Source organism: Georgenia soli, assembly GCF_002563695.1.
Lineage (GTDB): Bacteria > Actinomycetota > Actinomycetes > Actinomycetales > Actinomycetaceae > Georgenia > Georgenia soli.
Genome location: NZ_PDJI01000004.1, coordinates 1,670,872 through 1,695,783 on the forward strand (window position 1 = coordinate 1,670,872; position 24,912 = coordinate 1,695,783).

The following is a 24,912-nucleotide window of genomic DNA, read 5'->3' on the forward strand; positions in this document are numbered from 1 at the left end:
CGCGCACCAGCGGCGCGCCGTCTGCCCCCTCAGCGACCCATCGCCTCGGCACGACCCTCCGCCACCCGCCGGGCAAACCCCGGCGCGGCGCGCGAAATCCGCCTTCGTGCAGCGGAAAAGCCGCCGTCCCCCGGCAGCTTCGTCCCCACCGTAGCGGGGCAGGGGCGCGCGCGCAGACGACGCCCACCGCGACGTAGCCTGGAGCGCGTGAGCGAGCCAGAGGATCAGGTGCGTCTGCCGCGGCACGGCCACCACAGCGTGGCCGAGCTCTTCCCGCGCACCCATGCCGAGGCGTCCCCGCGGCTGGTGATCAAGCCGGCCCCTGTCGCACCTCCCGCCGCGGGCCACGTTCCCGACCCGGACGACGTCGGAGCCGCTCTGGCACCCGTGGTCGCCCTCCTCGCGGGGCGGAAGCTCGCCGTCCTCACCGGCGCCGGACTCTCCACCGACTCCGGCATCCCGGACTACCGCTCCCCCGGGTCGCCGCCGCGGCACCCGATGACGCACCAGCAGTTCGTCGCCTCCGCGGCGTTCCGCCGCCACTACTGGGCCCGCAACCACCTCGGCTGGCGCCACCTCCTCGCCGCCCGGCCGAACCGGGGCCACCGGGCGCTCGCCCGCATGGAGGACGCCGGCCTCGTGTCCGGGTTGATCACGCAGAACATCGACCTGCTGCACCTGCGGGCCGGCTCCCGCCGCGTCATCCACCTCCACGGCCGCTACGACCGCGTGGTGTGCCTGGACTGCGGCGCGGTCGTGCCGCGCGAGGAGCACGACGCCGCCCTGGTGGCGCTCAACCCGCACTGGCGCGAACGGTTCCAGCACGTCGCCGACCTCGAGGTCGCGCCCGACGCCGACGTCGTCCTCGACTCCACCGCGGACTTCCGGGTCGCCGACTGCCCCCGCTGCGGCGGGGTCCTCAAGCCGGACGTGGTCTTCTTCGGCGACAACACCCCGCGCGAGCGGGTCGACCGGGCGTACGCGTTCGTCGACGACGCCGAGGCGCTGCTGGTCGCGGGCTCGTCGCTCGCGGTGATGAGCGGGCTGCGGTTCGTCCGCCGGGCGCACAAGGCCGGCAAGCCGGTCGCCGTCGTCAACCGCGGCCCCACGCGCGGGGACGACCTGGCCAGCGTGCGCGTCCACGTGGGCACCAGCGAGGCGCTGCCCGTGCTGGCGCGAGAGCTGGGCGCCTAGTTCCCCCTACCCGGACGTGAACCCGCGCAGTCCCTCGGGCTCCTCCTCGCGGACCTCGACCCGGCTCACGTCGGCGTGCCGCGGCCCCTGGCGGGCCCACTCGATCAGCGACTCGACGGCGGACTCGGCGCCCTCCGCCACCGCTTCGACGGTGCCGTCGTCGTTGTTGCGCACCCATCCGCTCACGCCCAGCCGCTCGGCCTGGAGCTCGCAGGAGTAGCGGTAGCCCACGCCCTGCACCCGGCCGTGGACCACGAGACGGCGGCGGATCATGCGGTTCAGTCTGGTCCGGCCGCGGCGGCCGGGCCACCGCGGCGGGCGCCGTCAGCGCCGCTGCGCGAAGAACTCCCGCAGCAGCGCGGCGCTCTCGTCACCGCGCACCCCGGCCTCCACCTCGACCCGGTGGTTCAGCCGGGAGTCCCGCACGACGTCGCGCACGGACCCCGTCGCCCCCGCCTTGGGGTCCCAGGCTCCGAGCACCACCCGGTCCACCCGCGCCAGCACCGCCGCCCCCGCGCACATGGTGCAGGGCTCGAGCGTGACGACGAGCGTGCAGCCCTCGAGCCGCCAGGTCCCGAGCGCGGCGGACGCCTCCCGCAGGGCGAGGATCTCGGCGTGGGCCGTGGGGTCGCCGTCGGCCTCCCGGCGGTTGCGGCCCCGTCCGACGACGGAGCCGTCGGGGCCGAGGACGACCGCCCCGACCGGGACGTCGCCGTCGAGCACGGCCTCACGGGCGAGGGTGAGGGCCTCGTCCATGGCCGCCTCGTACGTCATGGGGTCATGATGTCGCACCGGCGCCCGCTCCCCCGGACGGCCGACGTGGTGCCGCACGCGCCGGACGGTACGTTTGGCGCATGCGCCTGCACGTCGCGGACCACCCGCTGATCGCCCACAAGCTCACCGTCCTGCGCGACGAGACCACGGAGTCCCCGACGTTCCGGCTCCTCGTCGACGAGCTCGTCACCCTGCTCGCCTACGAGGCGACGCGCGACGTGCGGGTGACCCAGGTCCAGGTCACCACCCCCGTGGCGACCACGACCGGGACGCACCTCGCCGCGCCGCGCCCGATCGTGGTGCCGATCCTGCGCGCCGGACTCGGGATGCTCGAGGGCATGACGCGCCTGCTGCCGACGGCGGAGGTCGGGTTCCTCGGCCTGCAGCGCGACGAGACGACGTACGAGGCGATCACCTACGCCAACCGTCTCCCGGACGACCTCTCGGGCCGCCAGTGCTTCGTGCTGGACCCGATGCTCGCCACCGGGCACACGCTCATCGCCGCGATCGAGTACCTGCTCGAGAAGGGCGCGCGCGACGTCACCGCCATCTGCCTGCTGGCCGCCCCGGAGGGCCTGCGCACGCTCGACGAGGCCATCGGCGAGCGCGGCGACGTCACCATCGTCACCGCCTCGGTGGACGAGCGCCTGAACGAGCAGAAGTACATCGTCCCCGGCCTCGGCGACGCCGGGGACCGCCTGTACGGCGTCGTCGGCTAAGGCTCCCGCGCGGCGCCGGAACCCGCCGCCCCGACGCCGCCGGGAACCGCCGGCGTCAGGCGTGCACGGTCTCCGGCGCTCGGGAACCGCGGAACACCCCGAGCGCGGTCGCAAGGTCCTCCTTGAGGTCCTCGACGTCCTCCAGCCCCACGGAGAACCGCACGGTGGTCGGCGCGATCCCGAGCGCGTCACGCGTGACGGGGTCGAGGCGCCGGTGCGTCGTCGTGGCCGGGTGGGTGACCATCGACTTGGCGTCGCCGAGGTTGTTGGAGATGTCGATGACGCGCAGGGCGTCGAGGAACGCGAAGGTGCGCTCGACGTCGGCCCGGGCGGACAGGCCCCCGCTCCCGGCCGCGGAGCCGTCCAGCGTGAACGTCACCACCGTCCCGCCGCCGCTCATCTGCGCCCGGGCGAGCTCGTACTGGGGGTGCGACGGCAGGAACGGGTAGCGCACGGACGCGACCCCCGGTTGCTCCTCGAGCCAGCCGGCGAGCTCCAGGGCCGCGGCGGTCTGGGCGCGCACCCGCAGCGGCAGCGTCTCCAGACCCTTGGCGAGCACCCACGCGTTGAACGGGGCCAGGTTCGGCCCGGTGCTGCGGATCAGGGACTGCACCGGCCCGCGCACGATGTCGCGGGGACCGAGGATCGCGCCGCCCATGACACGACCCTGCCCGTCGATGTGCTTGGTGGCGGAGTAGACGACGAGGTCGGCGCCGAGCTCCAGCGGACGCTGCAGCACCGGGGTGGCGAAAACGTTGTCGACGACGACGGTCGCGCCGGCCGCGTGGGCCAGCCTCGCGATGGCCGGCAGGTCGAGGACGTCCTGCATCGGGTTGGAGGGCGACTCGAGGAAGACGACGTCGGCCGGGGTGGCCAGAGCGGCCTCCCACTCGTCGAGGTTCGTCCCGGTGACGTAGTCGGTGCGCACCCCCCAGCGCGCCAGGACGTCGTCGAAGACGCACAGCGTGGAGCCGAAGAGCTCACGGGCCGCCACGATGCGCGAGCCGTTGCTCACCAGCGCGGCGAGGGCGCTGAACACGGCGGACATCCCCGTCGACGTCGCGTAGCAGTCCTCCGCCCCCTCGATCAGGGCCAGACGCTCCTCGAACGTGGTCACCGTGGGGTTGGTGTAGCGCGAGTACGTGTACCGCTCGATCTCCTCGGAGAACGCGGCCTCGGCCTCGGCGGCGCGGTCGTAGACGAATCCCTGGGTGAGGTACAGCGCCTCCGCCGTCTCCTGGAAGGCGCTGCGGTACTGCCCGCCCCGCACGGCGAGGGTGGCGGCGCGCAGCCCGGTGGGGTCGGTCGCGGGCCGCGGCAGGACGGGCTGGAGGACCGGCCGGACGTTCTCGGGCGGGGGCGGACAGAGAGGGTCGGACGGACAGTGCGGCAGGTCGGACATGTCGGGCTCCTCATCTGTCCTGGCGGGTGGCCCCGCGCCACAGGGTGGCCGGTGCCGCAGCGTCGTCGAGCCAGGTCCCTCGGCCGCGTCGGATCGTTGATCCGACGGTAACGAGCCGGCCCAGGCTCCCGACCGCGCGGCCCGGGGCGGGGCCGGATCCTGAGACTGCGGACGGCCACCGTCCACCACGTGGACGCATCCCCCGCCGGCCCCGGCCGGGCGCACGGAGCGGGCGCCGCCGCCGGGCCGCCCCGCGGCACGCCTGACATGATCGGGTGCCATGACCACCTCAGGCCGTCATGCGGCCCCAGCACCCGTCGTCGTCGAGGACCTGCTCGGTCCGCCGTGGGTGGCCCGCACGATCCCGCTGGGAGACATCTCCGACGGCGGGGAGGAACCTGCCGCCCCCGACGTCGCCACCCTCGTGCACCACGAGGACGCGGGCTCCGCGCCGCGGGCCGTCCTCTACCTGCCCGGCTTCGTCGACTACTTCTTCCAGGCCGAGCACGCCCAGGCCTGGATCGACGCCGGCTACGACTTCTACGGCCTCGACATGCGCCGCTCCGGCCGCTCGACCAACGGGCACCCGCGCCCCGACGACGTCCGGGACCTCCGGGTGCACGACGAGGAGATCGGCAAGGCGCTCGCCGTCGTCCAGGAGGGCGGCCCGCGCCCGGTCGTGCTGCTCGGGCACTCGACCGGCGGCCTGCAGGCCGTGCTCTGGGCGGCCGACCACCCCGGCAGCATCGACGCCGTCGTCCTCAACTCCCCGTGGCTCGACCTCAACGCCGGGTGGTTCCAGCGGGGGCCGCTGACCGCCGTCATCGACCGGCTCGGGGGCTGGCTGCCCAGCCTCCCGGTCGGGAGCCTGAACCAGGCGTACGGCCGCTACCTGCACACCGGGACCGGGGGCGACTGGGACTACGACCTCACCCTCAAGCCGCACGAGGGCTTCCCCGCGCGTGCCGGGTTCGTCCGCACGGTGCGCCGCGCCCACGCGGAGGTGGGCCGCGGCCTGGAGGTCTCGGTGCCTGTGCTGCTGTGCTGCTCGACGCGCTCCGGCGACAACAGGCACCCCGGGCCGGCGGATCTGTCGACCTCCGACGTCGTGCTCGACGTCGGGCAGATGATCAGCCGCGCGCCGATGATCGGCGAGGACGTCACGATCCTCCAGGTCCCCGGCGGGGTCCACGACCTCGCGCTCTCGGCCCCGACGAGCCGGGAGTACTACACGCGCAGCGCGATCGAGTGGGCGGACGCCCGGCTGGCGGGCGGCGACGCTAGCGGCCGCTGACGCCGTCCCGGGTTCCTGGCTCTCCCGTCTGGTCCACCATCGCGGTGGTCGTCGGGGTGACGTCGCCGGGGGCCGCCGTCGTCCCGGGGCCGTCGTCGGTCTCCAGCACCTCCCGGACCTCGGTCGGCACCTCCCACGAGTTGCGCAGCTCCGTCCCGCGCATGAAGAGCACGGCGAGCAGGCCGAGGACCGAGATGAGCGCGGCGACGCCGAAGACGGTCCCGATGCCGTCGCCGTAGGCCTGGTGCACCACCCGAGCCATCTCGGCGGGGAGGGCGCCGAGGTCGAGGGAGGACGTCGAGGCGTCGAGCCCCGCGACGTCGAGCCCCTGCTCCGTGTAGCCGGCGACCGTCAGGGAGGTGACGCGGGCGGCGTAGACCGCCCCGAGCACCTGGATGCCGACGGCGCCGCCCAGGCTGCGGAAGAACGTCACGGTGGACGTGGCCGCGCCGACGTTGGCCAGCTGCACGGTGTTCTGCACGGCCAGCACGAGGTTCTGCATGGAGGCGCCCAGCCCGAGGCCGGCGAGGAGGAGGTAGAGGCTGATCAGCCACAGCGGGGTGGTCGCCCCGACCGTGGCCATGAGGCCGATGCCGACGGTGAGCAGCGCGAGCCCGCCCACCACGTACGGCTTCCACCGGCCGCTGCGCGTGACGAGGTTGCCCGCGACGGTGGAGGAGACCAGCAGGCCGAGCATGATCGGCAGTCCCAGCCAGCCGGCGATCGTCGGCGAGTAGCCGCGGCCGATCTGGAAGTACTGGCCGAGGAAGATGTTCGTCCCGAACATCACCGTGCCCACCGCGAGGCTGGCGACGATGGCCAGCGCCGTCGTCCGCTCGGTGAGGATGTGCAGCGGCACCACCGGCTCGCTCACGCGCCGCTCGACGAGGACGAAGGCGATCGCGGCGACCAGGGCGGCGCCGACCATCGCGAAGGTCTGCCACGAGACCCAGTCGAACTCGTGGTTGGCGAAGGACACCCACACCAGCAGCAGGGTGGCCGCGAGGGAGATGAGCGCGGCCCCGGCCCAGTCCACCTTGGCGCCCGGGCGCCCCTCGCCGGGCACCTTGAGGTTCTTCACCAGGACCGCGAACGCCGCGGCCACGAACGGGATCGCCACCCAGAAGCACCAGCGCCAGCCGAGCCAGGGCACGTCGACGATGAGCCCGCCCAGGAGCGGCCCGGAGACGGTCGCGACCGCGATGACGGCGCCGATGTAGCCGTTGTACCGCCCGCGCTGCCGCGGCGGGATGATCGTGGCGATGATGATCTGGGTGAGCACCATGTTGGCGCCCATCCCGATCCCCTGGAGCACGCGGACGGCGATGAGCATGCCGGCCGACGTCGACAGTCCCGCCAGCAGCGAACCGAGGGCGAAGAGCGCGATCGAGCCGAGCAGCAGCTTCTTCTTGTCGAAGAGGTCGGCCAGCTTGCCGGCGATCGGCGTGACCGCCGTCGACGCCAGGATCGTCGAGGTGACGATCCACGTGTACTGCTGCTGGGTGCCGCCGATCTCGGCGACGATCACCGGCAGGGCGTTGCCCACGACCGTGCCGGCGAGGTTGGCGACGAACATCGCCATCAGCAGGCCGGTGAGGATCTTGAGGACCCGCCGGTGCTCCTCGTGCGCGAGGACCGCCTGCTCGGTCGTCATCCCGGCGTAGGCACGCCGGGAGGTCAGGTCCTTCTTCTTCAACCCTGGTCCTTCGGTTCGGTGTCAGCCGGCACGGCGCCGGAGAGCTTGGCGTAGGCGGCCGCGGACGCGGTGCCCAGATCGGCGAGGTCGTCGGCGAGGCGGCTGATCCGCTCGACGGGCCAGTCCTGCATCGAGTCGATCACCGCCTCCAGGTGCATCCGGCGCACCTCGGTGAGCTTGTCCCGGCCCGCCTCGGTGAGCGAGATGAGCGAGGCGCGTCCGTCGTCGGGGTCGGTGCGGCGGGCGATCAGCCCGAGCTTCTCCAGCGCCGTGACCTGGCGGCTGACCACCGACGGGTCGACGAGCTGGTGGGTGGCGAGGCTGGCCACCCGGCACTCCTCCGTGCGCCACAGGGCGAAGAGCAGCTGGACCTGTGCACCCTGCAGCCCGCACGCCTGCGCGACGAGAGCGCCCGAGCCGCGGCTGCGGCGGCCCAGCGCGCTGAGCTCCTCGAGCACGCGCGAGGACGCGTCCAGCCGGGAAGGGGAGGAATCGGACATGCCCCCAACCGTACGCTTACATGCAGCATGCATCTATCTGGGTCGGGCGTGGTCTCGCTCACCCTCGCAGCGACCGGGGGCGGCTGCGGCCTGGTCGCGGCCCGCGGTCTGGCGGGTCCGCGGTCCGGCCGGGCGGCTCAGCCGCGGACGTCGTGGAGGTGGTGCAGGACGTCGTGGGCGAAGTACTGCCCGAGCGTGCGCACCGTGAACGCCGACCCGTTGGACCGCAGCCCCGGCCGCTCCCAGTCGCCCTCGGGAACCGCTTCGAAGGCGTCGGCGACGGCGGACCCCGCCTCGACGAGCCCGGCCGCGACCGCCGTCGGGGTCTGCTCGCCGTAGCGGTCGGCCACCGCGGCGGCGTCCTGGTCCCAGTCGGGGAAGGTCGGCCCGTCCTGCTCCAGCATGAGCGCCAGCCGCTCGCGGAACACGCGGCAGACGTCGCGCACGTGGGCGGCGTACTCCAGCGGTGACCAGGTCGACGCGTCGGGCCGCTCCCCCGCACCGGGCCGCGCCAGCACCGCCTGCCAGCGCCGGACCGCATCGCGCACCAGCCGGGCGACGTCGGGAGGCGCCAGCGCCGCGACCTCGGCGCCGCACTCGTCGCAGCGGCGCCGCAGCACCCACGTCCAGTCCTTGGTGTCCGGCTCGATGGCCATATCCCCTCCCGGCGGCGCGGTCCTGGGACGGTCGGTCCCGGCCAGGACCTTACAGTGGGGCCATGCGCACGTCCGCACTCGTGGAGCCGGGGCCGCCGCTGACCCGGGAGCAGGTCCAGCGGTACTCCCGCCACCTCCTGCTCGGGCAGCTCGGCGAGGCCGGCCAGCGCCGTCTGCTCGCCGCCCGCGTGCTCGTCATGGGGGCCGGCGGCCTGGGCTCGCCGGTGCTGCAGTACCTCGCCGCGGCCGGCGTCGGGCACGTGACGATCGTCGACGACGACGTCGTGGACCCCTCGAACCTCCAGCGCCAGGTCATCCACTCCACCGCGGACGTCGGCCGCCCCAAGGTCGACTCCGCGGCCGCCCACGTCCGCGCGCTGAACCCGGACGTGGAGGTCACCACCCACCACCTGCGCCTGGACGCCGCCAACGCGCGCGAGCTCCTCGCCGGGCACGACCTCGTCATCGACGGCACCGACAACTTCCCCACCCGCTACCTCGTCAACGACGTGTGCGCCGAGCTCGGCATCCCGCTCGTGTGGGGGTCGATCCTGCGCTTCGACGCCCAGGTCTCGGTGTTCTGGTCCCGCGGCGAGCCCGCCGTCACCCTCCGCGACCTCTTCCCCACCCCACCCCCAGAGGGCACCACCCCCTCGTGCGGCCAGGCCGGGGTCCTCGGCGCGATGTGCGGCCAGGTCGGCTCCATCATGGCCGCCGAGGCGGTCAAGCTGATCACGGGGACCGGCGACCCGCTGCTCGGCCGCGTGCTCGTCCTCGACGTGCTCGGCGCTCGCTGGAGCGAGCTGCCGGTCCGGCCGCGCCCCGGCCGTCACGACCTGCCCCGCACCGTCGAGGCGCTCGGGTACGACCCCTCCCCCGGCGCGGACGGCCCCGCGGCGCCCGACGGCGGCACCTCCGCCGGCGCCCTGCCCGCGATCACCGCCCGCGACCTTGCCAGGCGGCTGAGCGAGCGCGAGCGCGGCACCGACGACTTCGTCCTGCTCGACGTCCGGGAGACCCCGGAGCGCGGCATCGTCACCATCCCCGGCGCGGTGAGCGTCCCGCTCGCCGAGGTGCTGGCCGACCCGGACGGCGTGGTCCACCGCCTCGACCTCGGCCACCCGGGCGGCGTCGCGCGCGAGCTGGTGGTGCACTGCCGCAGCGGGCAGCGCTCCGCCCAGGCGGTCCGGGCACTGACCGACGCCGGCGCGCGCGCCGTGAACGTCGAGGGCGGCGTCCTGGCCTGGGTCACCGACGTCGACCCGACACTGCCGAGCTACTGACCCTGCCGAGCTACTGACCCTGCCGAGCTACTGACCCTGCCGAGCTGCTGAGGACCTACGGAGGCCGCATGATCACCGTCGAGGAGCACCGCGCCGCGGTGCTGGCCGCCGTCTCGCGGCTGCCCGCCCGCCGCGTCCCGCTGGCGGAGGCGCTCGGCTGCGTCCTCGCCGAGGACGTCGTCGCCGTCCTGTCCGTCCCGCCCTTCGACAACTCCGCGATGGACGGCTACGCCGTGCGCTCGGAGGACGTCGCCGCGGCCACCGAGGCCGAGCCGGTCCGCCTGCGCGTGATAGCCGACCTGCCCGCCGGCTCCGGCGAGCGGCCCGAGGTCCTGCCCGGCACCGCCGTGCGGATCATGACCGGCGCCCCCATGCCACCCGGGGCGGACGCGGTGGTCCCGGTCGAGCGCACCGACCAGCCGGCCGGGCCCGGCGCGGGCAGCGCGCTGCCGGACGTCGTGGCGATCCAGGCCCCGGCGGCCCCCGGCGCCCACGTCCGGCGCGCCGGCGACGACGTCACGCCCGGCACCGTCGTCGTCCCCGCCGGGATCGAGCTGCGCCCGCGTGACCTCTCGACCGCGGCGTCCACCGGCCACGGCAGCCTGCCCGTCCACCCGCGGGCGCGCCTCGGCGTGCTCTCCACGGGGTCCGAGCTCGTCGACCCCGGGGCACCCCTGGCCCACGGGCAGATCCCCGACTCCAACACGACGATGGTGGCGGCGCTGGCCGAGACGCTCGGTGTGACCCCCGTGCCCCTCGGCGCCGTCGACGACGACCCGGACGCCCTGCGCCGTCGTCTGCAGGACAGCCTGGCCCGGGTCGACGCGATCGTCACGACCGGCGGCGTCAGCGCCGGGGCGTACGACGTGGTCAAGGAGGTCCTCGCGCCGCTCGGGGAGGTCGCGTTCACCACGGTGGCCATGCAGCCCGGCAAGCCGCAGGGCTTCGGGGTGCTGCACGAGGACGGCCGCGGCGTGCCGATCTTCTGCCTGCCCGGCAACCCGGTCAGCGTCTTCGTCAGCTTCGTCGTCTTCGTCGAGCCAGCGCTGCGCGTCATGGCCGGCCGCGGGACGGCGGAGGCGCCGCAGACGCTGCAGCCGGTCCTGGTCGACGCCCTCGTCGGCGAGGGCTGGCGGTGCCCGCCCGGCCGCCGGCAGTACATGCCCGTGGTCCTGGACGACCGGCCCGAGGACGACGGCGGACCGTACCTGCTCGCCCGCCCCGCCTCCCGCGGCGGCTCCGGCTCCCACCTGGTGGCGTCCCTGGCGGAGGCGGACGCCCTCGCCATCGTCGACGCAGAGGTCCAGGCCGTCACCGAGGGCGACGTCGTGACCGTCATGATGGTGCCGTGAGCGAGATCCGCCTGACCCACCTCGACGACGCCGGGCACGCCCGGATGGTCGACGTCACCGCCAAGCAGCCCACCGTCCGCGAGGCGGTCGCCACCGGGCAGGTCCGCTGCTCGCCGGCCGTCATGACGGCGCTGCGCGAGGGGACCGTGCCCAAGGGCGACGTGCTCGCCGTGGCCCGGATCGCTGGGATCGCGGCGGCCAAGCGCACCCCCGAGCTGCTGCCGCTGGCGCACACCATCGGTGTGCACGGCGCCGTGGTGGACCTGGAGCTGGCCGAGGACCGCGTGGTCGTCACCGCCACCGTGCGCACCGCGGACCGCACCGGGGTGGAGATGGAGGCCCTCACCGCCGTCTCCGTCGCGGCCCTTGCCGTGGTCGACATGGTCAAGGGCGTCGACCGCTCGGCCGAGATCACCGGGGTGAAGGTCGTCGCCAAGTCCGGGGGCCGCTCCGGCGACTGGCGCCGGCCGGACTGACATGTTCGACGCGGTCGTCCTCGCCGGCGGCACCGCGCGCCGGCTCGGCGGTGCCTCCAAGCCCGACGTCCGCCTCGGAGGACGCCGGCTGCTCGACCACGCCCTGGCCGCCACGACGGGCGGGAGGCGGGTGGTCGTCGTCGCCCCGGAGGACGTCGCCGTGCCCGACGGCGTCCTGCACACCCTCGAGGACCCGCCCTACGGCGGCCCGGTCGCGGGTATCGCCGCCGGGCTCGCCACCCTGGGTGACGGCGCCGCCCCGTGGGTGCTCGTGCTCGCCTGCGACGTGCCGCACGCCGGCAGCGCCGTGCCGCGGCTCCGGTCGGCGGTGACGGAGGGGGCGCAGGGCGCGGACGGCGCCGTGCTCGTCGACGCCGAGGACCGCCCGCAGTGGCTCGCGGCGCTCTACCGGACGGCCGCGCTGCACGAACGGCTCGGCGAGCACCCGGGCGGCTCGGTGCGCGCGCTCGTCTCGGGCCTGGACCTCCGGCACGTCCGGGCGGCCGCCACGGAGGCGGCCGACGTCGACACGTGGGCAGACCTGGCGGCGCTGGAGGAGTGACGGGAGCGGGTCACACCGGCAGCGCCCGGTCGTGGTCACCCCCGGCGAGCTGGTCCAGGACGTGCGGCAGCAGCGGGGCCAGGACGGCGAGGGCGTCGCGGACGGCGCCCGTCGACCCGGGCACGTTGACGACGAGGGCCTCACCGTCCCGCCCGGGTGCGACGCCGGCGAGGCCCCGGGAGAGCACGGCGGTCGGCACGGTGGCCGCGCCGCGCGCCCGGATCGCTTCCGCCAGGCCGGGCAGCTCGCGGGTGAGCAAGGTGCTGGTGGCCTCGGGGGTGAGGTCCCGCGGCGAGATGCCGGTGCCGCCCGTGGTCAGGACCACGCGGGCCCCCCGGCCGAGAGCGGCGCGCACCGCCCGCCGCACGGGGTCCACCCCGTCCGGCACGACGACCACCTCGGCCCGCACGCCGGCCGCGGCGAGCAGCTCGGCGGCGAGGGGACCAGACCGGTCCTCCGCCTCCCCCCTGGCGCAGCGGTCCGACACGGTGATCACCACGCCGGCGACGGCCGGCCCCTGGCCGTGGGAGAAAGTCACGACCTCACCGTAGCGATTCGGGACACCCTCTGGCGGTCGTGCCCGGGAGGCCGTCAGCGCCCCTCTACGGCCTTCCGGGACCGCCTCCCGGACCACCGAAGTATTTCGACGTCAAGATTCCCGGTCGACGACCGCCCGGCATTTCCGGGAACCCGCAGCACACTCCTCTCGACCGGCGGCCGGCGAGGCTGCTTCACGGGGTGCGGGAGCCCGCCTGCTCGCCGGGAATCACAGCCATAACCTCAGCAAGACCGTGCCTATACCGTGAAAAAGCGGTTCTCGCGCGTTGGCGCCGAATTTTACGTGAGCTCGTCGTTGCGTAATTGCCGCGATATTTCCGACGTATTTCTCCCACTGTTGCCAATGGGACACCGCGTGCATAATCGGCCGCACCGGGCCTGCGCGCGGCAGTGCCCGACCGTCAGACACGGGGAGTCCCATGACCGACGAGCACGCCCGCAGAAGTGCCGCCACCACCCGCAACGCCGAGGGTGGCAGGCCGAACCTCATGCTCGCCCTGGCCACGGTGGGTTTCGCCATCAACTTCTGGGCGTGGGCGCTCATCGGCCCGCTCGGCGCGACCTACGGCGAGGAGTTCACGCTCAGCGCGTTCCAGGTGTCCGTCATCGTGGCGGTGCCGGTCATCGTCGGGTCGCTCGGGCGGATCCCGGTCGGGGCCCTGACCGACCGCTTCGGGGCCCGGGTCATGTTCCCGGCGGTGAGCCTCCTGACGATCATCCCGGTGCTGTTCACCGGCCTGGTGGCCACGAACTTCGCCATGCTGGTCCTCGGCGGCTTCTTCCTGGGCCTCGGCGGCACGGCGTTCGCGATCGGGGTGCCGTTCGTGAACCGCTGGTTCGCGCCGGAGAACCGCGGGACGGCGCTCGGCATCTTCGGGATGGGCACGGCGGGTACCGCCATCGCCTCCTTCACCACGGTGGGGATCTCCGAGGCGTTCGGGCGACCGGCACCGTTCGTCCTCGTCGCGGTGCTGCTCGCCGCCTACGCCGTCCTCGCCCGCGCGCTCGTGCGGGACGCCCCGGGTCTGACCGCCCCGGCGGGCTCCCTGGTCGCGCGCACCGTGGCGACCCTCAAGGTGCGCGCCACCGGGCAGCTGGCCCTCATCTACGCGCTCGGCTTCGGCGGGTTCGTGGCCTTCAGCGTGTACCTGCCCACCTACCTCGTGAACGCCTACGGCCTCGAGCGCGCCGACGCCGCCCTGCGCACCGCCGGCTTCGTCGTCCTCGCGGTCGTCGCCCGCCCGGTCGGCGGCTGGCTCTCGGACCGGTTCCACCCGATCCCGGTGCTGGTGGTCAACTTCCTCGTCACCGCGGCGATGGCCGTCCTGGCCGCCCTGGAGCTCGAGCTGCTGCCTGGCGGCACGGTGGCGTTCCTGGTCATGGCGATGATGCTCGGGTCCGCCTCCGGTGCGTGCTTCGCCCTCGTGGCCAAGCTCGCGCCGCCCGACAAGGTCGGCTCCGTCACGGGCATCGTCGGCGCCGCCGGGGGCCTGGGCGGGTTCTTCCCGCCGCTCGTGATGGGCGCCGTCTACACCCAGACCGACAGCTACTTCCTCGGCCTCATCCTGCTCGCCCTCACCGCCCTCGCTCTCGCCGCCTTCTGCTGGTGGCCCGTCCGCCGTGCCGCGGCGGACGCCCGGACCGCCCCGGCCTGACCGCCACGGCCCGACCGACGCACAACTCTCCACGGAAGGACCCGCCATGACGGCCACCCGGCCCGACGGAACGCCCACCACCCGCGAGAGCGCGCCGGAGGACGCCCTCCTGAAGCTCGGGACGTTCCTCCGCCGCGGCGAGGCGTCGCCGGACCTGCGCCAGCTCTTCCTCACCGGCGGCCGCGAGGGCGACGCGTTCTACCGCGACCGCTGGTCGCACGACAAGGTGGTCCGCTCGACCCACGGCGTGAACTGCACGGGCTCGTGCTCGTGGAAGGTGTACGTCAAGGACGGCATCATCACCTGGGAGACGCAGCAGACGGACTACCCCTCCACCGGGCCGAGCTCCCCCGAGTACGAGCCGCGCGGCTGCCCGCGCGGCGCCGCGTTCTCCTGGTACACCTACTCCCCCACCCGGATCCGCTACCCGTACGTGCGGGCCACGCTCCTCAACCTCTACCGGGAGGCGAGGTCCCGCCTGGGTGACCCCGTGCTGGCGTGGGCCGACATCGTCGAGGACCCGGAGCGGTCCGCGCAGTACAAGGCCGCGCGCGGCAAGGGTGGCCTGGTGCGGGCCACCTGGGCGGAGACCGAGGAGATGGTCGCCGCCGCGCACGTGTACACGACCAAGCAGTACGGCCCCGACCGGCTCGCGGGCTTCTCGGTGATCCCCGCGATGTCGATGGTCTCCTACGGCGCCGGCTCCCGCTTCTACTCGCTCATGGGCGGGCAGATGCTCTCCTTCTACGACTGGTACGCGGACCTGCCGGTGGCCTCGCCGCAGGTGTTCGGCGACCAGACCGACGTCCCGGAGTCGGCCGACTGGTTCAACGCCGGCTACCTCATCATGTGGGGCTCGAACATCCCGGTCACCCGCACCCCCGACGCGCACTTCATGGCCGAGGCGCGCTACCACGGGCAGAAGGTGGTGACGGTCTCCCCCGACTACGCCGACAACACCAAGTTCGCCGACGAGTGGCTCGCCGTGCACCCGGGCACCGACGGTGCCCTCGCGATGGCCATGGGGCACGTGATCCTCAGCGAGTTCCACGTCCGCGACCGCACCCCGCGGTTCCTGGAGTACATGAAGCGCTACACCGACTCCCCGTTCCTCGTCGCCCTCGAGGAGCGCGACGGCGCCTGGGTGCCCGGCAAGTTCCTCACCGCCGCCGACCTCGAGAACGACCCGGACCACGGCCACCTCGCGCGCGGCGCCAACCCCGCCTTCCGCACCGTCCTGCTCGACGACGCCGGCACCCCGGTGGTCCCGAACGGCACCCTGGCGGACCGGTACGGCCCCGAGGGCGAGGGCCGGTGGAACCTCGACCTCGGCGACGTCGACCCCGCCCTGAGCATCCTCGACCTGCCGGACGCCCAGGCGGTGGAGGTGGACCTGCCCCGCTTCGACCTCACCCCGGGACCGGCCGCCGACGAGACCCGCGTGCACACCGGCGGCACCGGCGTCGTGCGGCGCGGCGTCCCGGTCCGCCGGGTCGGCGGCCGTCTCGTCACCACCGTCTACGACCTGCTGCTGGCCCAGTACGGCGTCGCCCGTCCCGGCCTCCCCGGCACGTGGCCCACCGGGTACGACGACGCCTCCTCCCCCGGCACACCCGCCTGGCAGGAGGAGCTCACCGGGACGCCCGCGGCCGCGGCGATCCGCATCGGCCGCGAGTTCGCGCACAACGCCGTCGTCTCCCAGGGCCGGTCCATGATCATCATGGGCGCCGGGGCGAACCACTGGTTCCACTCCGACACGATCTACCGCACGTTCCTGGCGCTGGTGACGATGACGGGGTGCCAGGGCGTCAACGGCGGCGGGTGGGCGCACTACGTGGGACAGGAGAAGGTCCGGCCGATCACCGGCTTCCAGCAGTACGCGTTCGCCCTGGACTGGCAGCGGCCGGCCCGGCAGATGATCGCCACGGCGTTCTGGTACCTCGCCACCGACCAGTGGCGGTACGACGGCCTGCCCGCGGACGCCCTCGCCTCCCCGCTCGCCCGCGGCGCCTTCTCCGGGCGCACCACGGCCGACACTCTCGTGGAGGCCACCCGCCGCGGCTGGATGCCGTCCTTCCCGACGTTCGACCGCAACCCGCTCGACCTCACCGACGAGGCCGCGGCGGCCGGCAAGGAGGTCCCCGAGCACGTCGTCGAGCAGCTGCAGGCCGGCAGGCTGCGCTACGCCGTCGAGGACCCGGACGACCCCCGCAACTTCCCCCGGGTGCTGACCGTGTGGCGCTCGAACCTGCTCGGGTCCTCCTCCAAGGGCAACGAGTACTTCCTCAAGCACCTCCTCGGCACCGAGGCGTCGGTCCGGGCCCAGGAGTCCCCGCCCGGGCGCCGCCCCCGCGACATGGTGTGGCGCGAGGAGGCCGCCCGCGGCAAGGTCGACCTGCTCACGAGCCTCGACTTCCGCATGACGTCGACGACGCTCTTCTCCGACGTCGTGCTGCCGGCGGCGACCTGGTACGAGAAGTACGACCTGTCCAGCACCGACATGCACCCCTTCGTGCACGCCTTCACCCCGGCGATCAACCCGCCGTGGCAGACCCGGTCCGACTACGCGATCTTCCGGTCCCTCGCCCGGCGGGTCTCCGAGCTCGGCCGGGAGCATCTGGGGGTGCGGCGCGACGTCGTCGCCACCCCGCTGCAGCACGACACCCCGGACGAGCTCGCCACCCCGCACGGCTCCGTCGCCGCGCTGGACCAGCTGCCGCTGGTCCCGGGGGTGACGATGCCGCGGCTGACCGTCGTCGAGCGCGACTACGCCGCCATCGGGGAGAAGTTCGACGCGCTGGGCCCGCTGCCCGACAAGGTGGGCATGGCGGTCAAGGGCGTCGCGCTCGACCCGACGGAGGAGGTCCACGCGCTCGGCGAGAAGAACGGGCGGGCGAGCTCCGGCGTCGCCGCCGGACGGCCGCTGCTCGACAAGGACGTCAAGGCGTGCGAGATGATTCTCGCCTTCTCCGGCACCACGAACGGGCGCCTCGCCACGCAGGGCTTCCGGAACGCGGAGAAGCGCACGGGGACCCGGATGGCGGACCTGTCCGAGGACCACGCCGGCACCCGGATCACCTTCGCGGACACGCAGTACCGGCCGCAGCCGGTGGTCACCTCGCCGGAGTGGTCGGGCTCGGAGCACGGCGGGCGCCGCTACTCGGCGTTCGTCGTCAACGTCGAGCGGCTCAAGCCCTGGCACACCCTCACCGGCCGGATGCACTTCTACCTCGACCACGACTGGATGAGCGAGATCGGGGAGACGCTGCCGGTCTACCGGCCGCCCCTGGACATGCACCGCCTGTTCGGCGACGCCACCCCGGGTGACACCACCCCCACCGGTGCCCCGGGCTCCGACGGGCACGCGGAGGTCGCGGTGCGCTACCTGACCCCCCACTCGAAGTGGTCCATCCACTCCGAGTACCAGGACAACCTGTTCATGCTCTCGCTCTCGCGCGGCGGGCCGAACGTGTGGATGTCCCCGGCCGACGCGCGGAAGATCGGCGTGAAGGACAACGAGTGGATCGAGGCGTACAACCGCAACGGCGTGGTGGTCGCGCGCGCGGTGGTCTCCCACCGGATGCCCGAGGGGACCGTGTACATGTACCACGCCACCGACCGCGTCATCGACGTGCCGCGGACGGAGACGTCGGGCCTGCGCGGCGGCATCCACAACTCCCTCACCCGGGTGCTGCTCAAGCCCAGCCACCTCATCGGCGGGTACGCGCAGCTCTCCTACGGCTTCAACTACATCGGCCCGACCGGCAACCAGCGGGACGAGGTCACCGTGATCCGCCGTCGCAGCCAGGAGGTGCAGTACTGACATGAAGGTCATGGCGCAGATGTCGATGGTGATGAACCTCGACAAGTGCATCGGCTGCCACACGTGCTCGGTGACGTGCAAGCAGGCGTGGACCAACCGCACCGGCATGGAGTACGTCTGGTTCAACAACGTCGAGACCCGTCCGGGGCTCGGCTACCCGCGCACGTACGAGGACCAGGACACCTGGGAGGGCGGCTGGGTCCGCAGCAGGCGCGGCAAGCTCAAGCTGCGCGCGGGCGGCCGGCTGAAGAAGCTCGCCACGATCTTCTCCAACCCCAAGCTCCCCACGATCCACGACTACTACGAGCCGTGGACGTACGAGTACGACATGCTCCTGTCCGCGCCGGCCGACTCCCGCCACACCCCGGTGGCCCGGCCGAAGTCGCTGCTCACCGGCGAGGACCACAAGATCGAGTGGTCGGCCAACTGGGACGACGACCTCGGCGGCTCGCAGGAGATCGCCGTGAAGGACCCCGTCCTCAAGCACATGAGCGAGCACGTGGCCATGGAGTTCGAGAAGACCTTTATGTTCTACCTGCCGCGCATCTGCGAGCACTGCCTCAACCCGTCCTGCGTGGCCTCCTGCCCCTCCGGCGCGATGTACAAGCGCGCCGAGGACGGCATCGTCCTCGTGGACCAGGAGCAGTGCCGCGGCTGGCGCATGTGCGTGACCGGCTGCCCGTACAAGAAGGTCTACTTCAACCACAAGACCGGCAAGGCCGAGAAGTGCACGCTGTGCTACCCGCGCATCGAGGTGGGCCTGCCGACGGTGTGCTCGGAGACGTGCGTCGGCCGCCTGCGCTACCTGGGCCTGGTGCTCTACGACGCCGACCGGGTGGGCGAGGCCGCGGCCGTGGAGGACGAGCACGACCTCCTCGCCGCGCAGCGCTCCGTGTTCCTCGACCCGCACGACCCCGAGGTCATCGAGGCCGCACGCCGCGACGGCATCGCCGAGGACTGGATCGAGGCCGCGCAGGCCAGCCCCATCTGGCGGCTCATCAGCGACTACGAGGTGGCCCTGCCGCTCCACCCGGAGTACCGGACCCTGCCCATGGTCTGGTACATCCCGCCGCTGAGCCCAGTGGTGGACGTGGTGACGTCGTCCGGGAACGACGGCGAGGACCACAAGACCCTGTACACCGCCATCTCGACCATGCGGATCCCGCTGGAGTACCTGGCGGGGCTGTTCACCGCCGGCGACACCGCGCCGGTGGAGAAGGTCCTGCGCCGCCTGGCGGCGATGCGCTCGTACATGCGCGACCTCAACCTCGGCCAGGAGCCGCAGGAGGAGATCGCCGCGGCGGTCGGCATGACGGGCGCCCAGGTGCAGGAGATGTACCGCCTCCTCGCGATCGCCAAGTACGAGGACCGGTACGTGATCCCCACCGCGCACGCCGAGACCGCACGCGACCTGGAGGAGATGGCCTGCTCCCTCGACTTCGAGGGTGGCCCGGGCATGGGTGGCGCGGGGCCGTTCGGGTCCTCCTCCGGGCAGCCGACACCGGCGAGCGTGGAGTCCTTCCACGCGCTCAAGCAGCGGCAGACGGCGGACAGCCCCCACGTCCCCAGCGGGCCCGCGCGGGTGAACCTGCTCAACTGGGACGGCCGCGGTGGCACCACCGACGGGCTCTTCCCGCCCGAGCGGCCGCTGGAGACGCCGCCCGCCTCCCTGGCTGTCGCCGACCCCGACGCCGCACCCGGCACCTTCGCCGACGACCCGCACCCCGGCGGCTTCCCCGGGGTCGCCACGGGCAGCGAGCGGCCGACCGACGACGTCGAGCGGCTCGCCCGCACGCACGGAAGCCAGGGGCGCTCGGCCCCCGACGAGCCGGCCGCACCCGGTGAGCACCCGGCCGACGACGGCAGCGGCGAGCCCGACCGGCCCGCGCCCGACGGGACGCCCGACGGGGAGGAGCCCCGATGAGCTCCTTCGTCCGCGTCCCGTCGCTGACGCCGCTGGCGCCGGTGGCCGTGACCGAGCGCCAGCGCGCCGTCACCTGCATGGCCGCGTCCGTCCTCCTGGACTACCCGACGGCGGAGCAGCTGGAGCGGGTGCGCGCGGTGGGCGGCGCCGTCGCGAACCTGCCGGGCCCGGTCCGCGAGCGCCTGGAGGGCTTCGTCGCCCACGCCCTCGCCGAGGACCCGCAGGCCCTCGCGCGGCACTACGTCGACACGTTCGACCTGAGACGGAAGTGCACGATGTACCTGTCGTACTTCCTCACCGGTGACACCCGCCGGCGAGGCACGGCGCTGGTGCGGTTCGTGGAGGCGTACCGGGCGGCCGGGTGGGAGGTCGGCCGGCAGGAGCTGCCCGACTTCCTGCCGATCGTGCTCGAGTTCACCGCCGTCGCCGACACCGAGCTCGGCACTGCCCTGCTCGCCGCCCACCGGGAGGGCGTGGAGGTGCTGCGCTCGGCCCTGACGTCCTCCGGCAGCCCCTACGCCGCCGTCGTCGAGGCGGTGTGCCTGGTGCTGCCGCGGGCGAGTGCCGACGTCGAGGACCGGCTGCTGCAGCTCATCACGGCGGGGCCGCCGACGGAGATGGTCGGTCTCAGCGCCCTGGGACCGCTCGAGCCCTTCGCCCCCGGTGGGGGCGCCGACAAGGAGGTCCGGGTATGAGCGCGGGTCAGGTCCTGCTCTGGGTCGTCTTCCCCTACGTGGCGATCGCGGTGTTCGTCGTCGGGCTGGTCTGGCGGTACCGGTACGACAAGTTCGGCTGGACGACCCGCTCGTCCGAGCTGTACGAGAAGACGCTGCTGCGCCTGGGGTCGCCGCTGTTCCACTTCGGGATCATCTTCGTCGGGCTGGGCCACTTCATGGGCCTGCTCATCCCCAAGGACTGGACGGAGGCGGTGGGCTTCCGTGAGACGGCCTACCACTTCATCGCCACCTACATGGGTTCCGTGGCCGGGGTCGCGACCCTGGTCGGGCTGGCGCTGCTGATCTACCGGCGGCGGGTGACCGGTCCCGTGTTCCTGGCGACGACGCGCGTGGACAAGTTCATGTACGTCATGCTCGCGATCCCGATCCTCCTGGGCATGTGGGCGACGATCCAGCTCCAGCTGCTCGGTGGGGCGCACGGCTACGACTACCGGGAGACCATCTCGCCGTGGCTGCGTTCCCTGCTGTACTTCCAGCCGATGCCGGAGCTGATGACGGACGTGCCGCTGGCCTTCAAGCTCCACATCGCCGCCGCGTTCCTGCTGTTCATGATCTGGCCGTTCACCCGGCTGGTGCACGCCTTCTCCGCACCCGTGCAGTACTCGACCCGGCCGTACATCGTGTACCGATCGCGCGAGGAGACGAGCGCCAGCGGCTCGCGTGGGCCGCGGCGCGGCTGGGAGCCGAGCGTGGCGCCGCGCGAGCGCCGACGGCGGACGAGCACCAACACCTGAGCCCCGACGCCGTCAGGAGTGGCGAAACCACGGGGGCGAAGCATCGCGGGGACGGCGTGTCCTCCGATCGACATCCGCGTCTGCTCGACAAGATCTTTTCGGCGACCTCCAGCGCGGCGCGATCGGTGACAGCCCAGCGCTCACGAATGCACCCACGCCCGATCTCGCGCGCCCAGGTCACCTCGCGCGCGCCCAGATGGCAGCAAGCGGGCTGCGCTGGCCGGTTCGCTCAGTGCGCAATCTGTACCAGCACGGCTGGCAGAATTCGCGCCTACCTGGAAGTCGCCGAAAGGGTCACGCCGTCTCCGCCGTGACCGCCCGCCAGCCGCCAGCCGCCAGCCGCCAGCCGCCAGCGACGGTGCTCACGCGGCCGGGCACGGGCACCACCGCTTCATCGAAAGGGGCTGGCCCGGAAGCCCCTTCACGGCGCCTCCGGGCCAGCCTTCTCCTGTGGTCGGACCTGGTTCTCCCTCCATGGGGTCGGACCTGGTTCTCCCACCCCCATGGGGTCGGACCTGCTCCTACCGCTTGGCGTCGGCCACGTTCAGCTCGACCGTGGTCCAGTCGCGCGTGCCGTTGCTGTCGGTGGCGATCAGGCGCGCGGTGTACCTGCCGGGCTCGGCGTACACGTGCGTCGCACTCTGCCCCTCGGCCGTGGTGCCGTCACCGAAGTCCCAGGCGTAGGAGACGATCTCCCGGCCCTCGGGGGCGACGGCGGACCCGGACAGGTCCACCGAGAGCGCAGCGGGGCCGCCACCTCGGCTGGCCTCTGCGGTCACCACGGGAGCGTTGCCGTCGGCGATGCCGCGCCCGTGGAAGACGAGCCAGTCGAGCGCGAGCAGGTCGGCGCCATCGGCAGGCTGCGTCTTGCTGGTGACAACCAGGTAGAGGTCCGTGGCCCCCTGCTCACCGGCGATGTCGATGCTGGGCGAGACGACCTGCCCGGCCCCGGTGGCTGCGGCCACCTTGACCTGCCCGAGCTTGCGTCCGGTCGGGCTGCCCACCCGCACCTCGACAGTGGCGTCGGCCGCGCCGCGCACGGCGCCCACGGTCAGCCCCTCGATGCCGCTGAGGTTCACGGGACCGAAGGCGATCCAGTCGCCGTTGTCGATGTCGCTGACGAGGCGGCCGCCGCGGGCGGAGTCGTCGTCGGTGACCGTCACGCCGGAGCCCTCGGAGTAGAACTCGGCCTCCTTGTCCCGGACCTGCAGACGGACGATGTCCTGCCCGGCCAGGGCCGGCACGCCGTCGGCGCCCTGGTCCTGGTAGCCGCCGCCGAGCACCGGGTACACGTTCTGCCCCGGTCCGTGGTCGGCGGGGTCGAGGAAGACCGTGCCCGAGCACCCGGTGTAGTTGGCGAGCGGGTGCGCGTGGGTGTCGTGGCCGAGCTGGGTGTTGACTGCGACCTTCTCGCAGTCGATGGTGCCCTCGGCGGTGGAGCCGTCCTCGGCGTCGACCACGTCGACGGAGTACGGCACGGTGTCACCGAGCTCCGCGAAGCCGCCGGTGGTCGGCGAGCCGAAGGAGACCTCCGGCCGCGTGTTGCCCACGGTGATGGTCTGGACCGACACACCCGCGAGCCCGTCGCTGTCCCGGACGGTCAGGCGGGCGCTGAACTGCCCGCGGTCCTCGTAGGTGTGGGTCGGGCTGGCCTCGTTGGAGTCCACGACGCCGTCGTTCTCGAAGTCCCACTCGTACGTGACGTCGAGCCCGTCCGGGCTGTGGCTCGCGGTGCCGTCGAAGGCGACGGTCAGGGGCGCGGCGCCGGAGTCGGCGTCCGTCGTGAACGACGACACGGGGCGCCTGCCCTCGGCGACGTAGTCGATGCGGTAGATCCCGGCGTCGGTGTTGGTGCTGCCCCGACCGGCGCCTCGACCGCGCCCGAAGTCGATGACGTAGAGAGACCCGTCGGGGCCGAACTCGGCCTCGAAGGGCGCCACGAACGTCTCGTGCTCCATGAACGGGTCGATGGAGAGCAGCTCGCCGGTCGCCTCGTCCAGTGAGAGCACCTTGTAGTAGTTGCGGGAGTACTCGGAGACGAACCAGTGCCCGTCGAAGGACTCGGGGAACTTGGTCTTCACGTCCAGGTCGGCGTCGTAGCGGTAGACCGGGCCGGCCGTCGGAGCCGCACCGCCAGTAGCGAGCTCGGGGAACTGCTCCGAGAGGCCGTAGCCGTACCAGATGAGCGGCTTCTGCGCCGGCGGCAGCTCGCGCAGCCCGGTGTTGTTCGGGGAGTCGTTGACGAGGTTGTCGCAGTCGAACGCCTCGCCGGAGATCCCCGTGGCGAAGTCGTAGTCGATGTAGGGCTGGTTGTCCGCGTGGCAGTACGGCCAGCCGTGGTTGCCCGGCTCCGTCATGCGGATGAACTCGACCATGCCCTCCGGTCCGCGCAGCGGGTTGGCCACGCGTGCGTCCGGCCCGTAGTCACCGATCATCACCGCGTTCGTCGCGGGGTCGACCGTGATGCGGAACGGGTTGCGGAAGCCCATGCCGTAGATCTCCGGCCTGGTTCCCTCGGTCCCGGGCGCGAAGAGGTTTCCCTCGGGGATCGAGTAGGTCCCGTCGTCCTCCGGGGTGATGCGCAAGATCTTGCCGCGCAGGTCGTTGGTGTTGCCGGAGGTGGCCTGCGCGTCCCAGGCACGGCGGCCCGGGCGCTCGTCGATCGGCGTGTACCCCTGCTGGTCGAACGGGTCGGCGTTGTCACCGGTGGCGACGTAGAGGTTGCCGTCCGGTCCCATGGCGAGCGACCCAGCCATGTGGGAGTTGGCGCGCCCCTCGCCCCGCCAGATCGTGAAGTCGAGGAGCCGCTTCTCCGAGGCCCTGTCGATGATGTTGTCGGGGCCCATGGTGAACCGCGAGAGGTTCATCTTCGGCACGTCCGGGTCGCTCCAGAGCAGGTAGAGCCACCCGTTCTCGCTGAAGTCGTTGTCCAGCGTGAGCCCGAGCAACCCGTCGGACTGGGTGAGGAGGTCGAGCGTGTAGCCGAAGTCCAGGGCGGTCGTCTCCCGGAGCGTGTCCTGCTCGACGACCTTCACCTCCCCCGTGCGCTGGATGAAGATGACCCGGCCGTCCTCGGCCACGGCCAGCTCGAACGGGTCGGCGAGCCCCTCGGTGACCAGCGGGACCTTCTCGAAGCTGGAGGACTCCGGGTGGTCGGGACCTCCGTCGTGCGCTGCCGACATCGCTGCCGGTACCAGCGCTCCGACCGCGACGACGCAACCCAACGTCGCGGTCACCGCCCTGCGGTGTAGTGAAGACATCAACACTCCCTCGTGCGTCATGGATGCCTCGTCCCGACCTTGCCGCTGGACCGGCCGTCGTCGGCCGGCTGGCGTCGAGAGTCACGGGCGCCTGTTCGGAAAATATGCGACCTCTGGAGGGGAGAAGGCGCATTCGACATCTAATGGGAAGTAAGTCACCGCGTCAACAGTCGTCCTATTTGGCGGGACGGCCTGCGAGCAGGGTCGCCGGAAATACTGCAAGGCTTTTCGCCGGCACACCTGAAAGCGGGCAGGGAACGACGTCGCCCCTGCCCGCGCGCCCATTCTCACAAACCGCGCCTAGCCTTTAGTC

20 protein-coding genes are annotated in these 24,912 nt (G+C 72.9%); 12 read left to right on the forward strand and 8 right to left on the reverse strand.

Annotated features, from left to right (window positions below; all coding sequences use genetic code 11):
* The first annotated feature begins 378 nt into the window (after window positions 1–378).
* On the forward strand, window positions 379–1,194 hold the full coding sequence (locus ATJ97_RS08800) for an NAD-dependent protein deacetylase (protein ID WP_098485333.1): 816 nt from the start codon (window positions 379–381) through the stop codon (window positions 1,192–1,194).
* Between the two features lie 6 nt (window positions 1,195–1,200).
* Here the strand turns inward: ATJ97_RS08800 and ATJ97_RS08805 are convergent, their stop codons facing one another.
* Both ATJ97_RS08805 and tadA read right to left on the reverse strand, forming a co-directional pair.
* Window positions 1,201–1,467, reverse strand: a complete 267-nt coding sequence (locus tag ATJ97_RS08805; protein WP_098483430.1) for an acylphosphatase — start codon at window positions 1,465–1,467, stop codon at window positions 1,201–1,203.
* Between the two features lie 51 nt (window positions 1,468–1,518).
* Window positions 1,519–1,968 carry a tRNA adenosine(34) deaminase TadA gene (gene tadA, locus ATJ97_RS08810; protein ID WP_098483431.1) on the reverse strand — a complete coding sequence of 150 codons (450 nt, stop codon included), beginning with the start codon at window positions 1,966–1,968 and terminating at the stop codon, window positions 1,519–1,521.
* A gap of 80 nt (window positions 1,969–2,048) precedes the next feature.
* Here tadA and upp point away from each other — a divergent pair, with 80 nt between their 5' ends.
* Complete coding sequence (gene upp, locus ATJ97_RS08815) at window positions 2,049–2,687, forward strand: uracil phosphoribosyltransferase (RefSeq protein WP_098483432.1); 639 nt, start codon at window positions 2,049–2,051, stop codon at window positions 2,685–2,687.
* 55 nt (window positions 2,688–2,742) lie between these two features.
* Here the strand turns inward: upp and ATJ97_RS08820 are convergent, their stop codons facing one another.
* Window positions 2,743–4,089, reverse strand: a complete 1,347-nt coding sequence (locus tag ATJ97_RS08820; RefSeq protein WP_098483433.1) for an O-succinylhomoserine sulfhydrylase — start codon at window positions 4,087–4,089, stop codon at window positions 2,743–2,745.
* A gap of 280 nt (window positions 4,090–4,369) precedes the next feature.
* On the opposite strand from ATJ97_RS08820, the gene ATJ97_RS08825 reads away from it, so the two are divergent.
* Window positions 4,370–5,383, forward strand: a complete 1,014-nt coding sequence (locus ATJ97_RS08825; RefSeq protein WP_098483434.1) for an alpha/beta hydrolase — start codon at window positions 4,370–4,372, stop codon at window positions 5,381–5,383.
* On the opposite strand, the gene ATJ97_RS08830 is transcribed toward ATJ97_RS08825, so the two are convergent.
* From ATJ97_RS08830 to ATJ97_RS08840, 3 genes are all read right to left on the reverse strand, one after another.
* Window positions 5,370–7,079 carry an MFS transporter gene (locus ATJ97_RS08830; protein ID WP_245862301.1) on the reverse strand — a complete coding sequence of 570 codons (1,710 nt, stop codon included), beginning with the start codon at window positions 7,077–7,079 and terminating at the stop codon, window positions 5,370–5,372. The genes ATJ97_RS08825 and ATJ97_RS08830 overlap by 14 nt on opposite strands.
* Window positions 7,076–7,579, reverse strand: a complete 504-nt coding sequence (locus ATJ97_RS08835; protein WP_098483435.1) for a MarR family winged helix-turn-helix transcriptional regulator — start codon at window positions 7,577–7,579, stop codon at window positions 7,076–7,078. The genes ATJ97_RS08830 and ATJ97_RS08835 overlap by 4 nt, the downstream gene beginning before the upstream one ends.
* Before the next feature lie 137 nt (window positions 7,580–7,716).
* The gene (locus ATJ97_RS08840; RefSeq protein ID WP_098483436.1) at window positions 7,717–8,235 is read right to left on the reverse strand and encodes a DinB family protein; all 519 of its coding nucleotides are present in this window, start codon (window positions 8,233–8,235) and stop codon (window positions 7,717–7,719) included.
* Between the two features lie 62 nt (window positions 8,236–8,297).
* Between ATJ97_RS08840 and moeB the strand changes: the two genes are divergently transcribed.
* The 4 genes from moeB (at window position 8,298) to mobA (ending at window position 11,908) form a co-directional block, all read left to right on the forward strand.
* Window positions 8,298–9,518, forward strand: coding sequence for a molybdopterin-synthase adenylyltransferase MoeB (gene moeB, locus ATJ97_RS08845; RefSeq protein WP_098483437.1), 1,221 nt, complete (start codon window positions 8,298–8,300; stop codon window positions 9,516–9,518).
* Window positions 9,519–9,586: 68 nt separating this feature from the next.
* On the forward strand, window positions 9,587–10,870 hold the full coding sequence (locus ATJ97_RS08850) for a molybdopterin molybdotransferase MoeA (protein ID WP_098483438.1): 1,284 nt from the start codon (window positions 9,587–9,589) through the stop codon (window positions 10,868–10,870).
* 5 nt (window positions 10,871–10,875) lie between these two features.
* Window positions 10,876–11,346, forward strand: coding sequence for a cyclic pyranopterin monophosphate synthase MoaC (gene moaC / locus ATJ97_RS08855; protein WP_098485335.1), 471 nt, complete (start codon window positions 10,876–10,878; stop codon window positions 11,344–11,346).
* A 1-nt stretch (window position 11,347) separates the two neighbouring features.
* Window positions 11,348–11,908 (forward strand): molybdenum cofactor guanylyltransferase, encoded by a 561-nt coding sequence (gene mobA / locus ATJ97_RS08860; protein WP_098483439.1) that lies wholly within the window; start codon window positions 11,348–11,350, stop codon window positions 11,906–11,908.
* A 10-nt stretch (window positions 11,909–11,918) separates the two neighbouring features.
* Here mobA and ATJ97_RS08865 read toward each other — a convergent pair whose 3' ends face one another.
* A complete protein-coding gene (locus ATJ97_RS08865; protein ID WP_098483440.1) occupies window positions 11,919–12,446 on the reverse strand; it encodes a MogA/MoaB family molybdenum cofactor biosynthesis protein in 528 nt (175 codons plus the stop codon).
* Between the two features lie 439 nt (window positions 12,447–12,885).
* Here ATJ97_RS08865 and ATJ97_RS08870 point away from each other — a divergent pair, with 439 nt between their 5' ends.
* Genes ATJ97_RS08870 through narI form a run of 5 tightly spaced genes read left to right on the forward strand, consistent with a single transcriptional unit; the run spans window position 12,886 to window position 21,339 of the window.
* Window positions 12,886–14,121 (forward strand): MFS transporter, encoded by a 1,236-nt coding sequence (locus tag ATJ97_RS08870; RefSeq protein WP_098483441.1) that lies wholly within the window; start codon window positions 12,886–12,888, stop codon window positions 14,119–14,121.
* A 46-nt stretch (window positions 14,122–14,167) separates the two neighbouring features.
* Entirely contained in the window at window positions 14,168–17,944 is a 3,777-nt protein-coding gene (locus ATJ97_RS08875) for a nitrate reductase subunit alpha (protein ID WP_098483442.1), read from the forward strand.
* A 1-nt stretch (window position 17,945) separates the two neighbouring features.
* Complete coding sequence (narH, locus tag ATJ97_RS08880; RefSeq protein ID WP_281254939.1) at window positions 17,946–19,868, forward strand: nitrate reductase subunit beta; 1,923 nt, start codon at window positions 17,946–17,948, stop codon at window positions 19,866–19,868.
* Window positions 19,865–20,563, forward strand: coding sequence for a nitrate reductase molybdenum cofactor assembly chaperone (gene narJ / locus ATJ97_RS08885; protein ID WP_098483443.1), 699 nt, complete (start codon window positions 19,865–19,867; stop codon window positions 20,561–20,563). Before narH ends, narJ begins: the two co-directional genes overlap by 4 nt.
* Window positions 20,560–21,339 (forward strand): respiratory nitrate reductase subunit gamma, encoded by a 780-nt coding sequence (gene narI, locus ATJ97_RS08890; RefSeq protein WP_098483444.1) that lies wholly within the window; start codon window positions 20,560–20,562, stop codon window positions 21,337–21,339. The genes narJ and narI overlap by 4 nt, the downstream gene beginning before the upstream one ends.
* A 521-nt stretch (window positions 21,340–21,860) precedes the next feature.
* Here the strand turns inward: narI and ATJ97_RS08895 are convergent.
* Window positions 21,861–24,599: a PKD domain-containing protein gene (locus ATJ97_RS08895; RefSeq protein ID WP_098483445.1), complete on the reverse strand. Its 2,739-nt coding sequence runs from the start codon at window positions 24,597–24,599 to the stop codon at window positions 21,861–21,863.
* Window positions 24,600–24,912 lie beyond the last annotated feature (313 nt).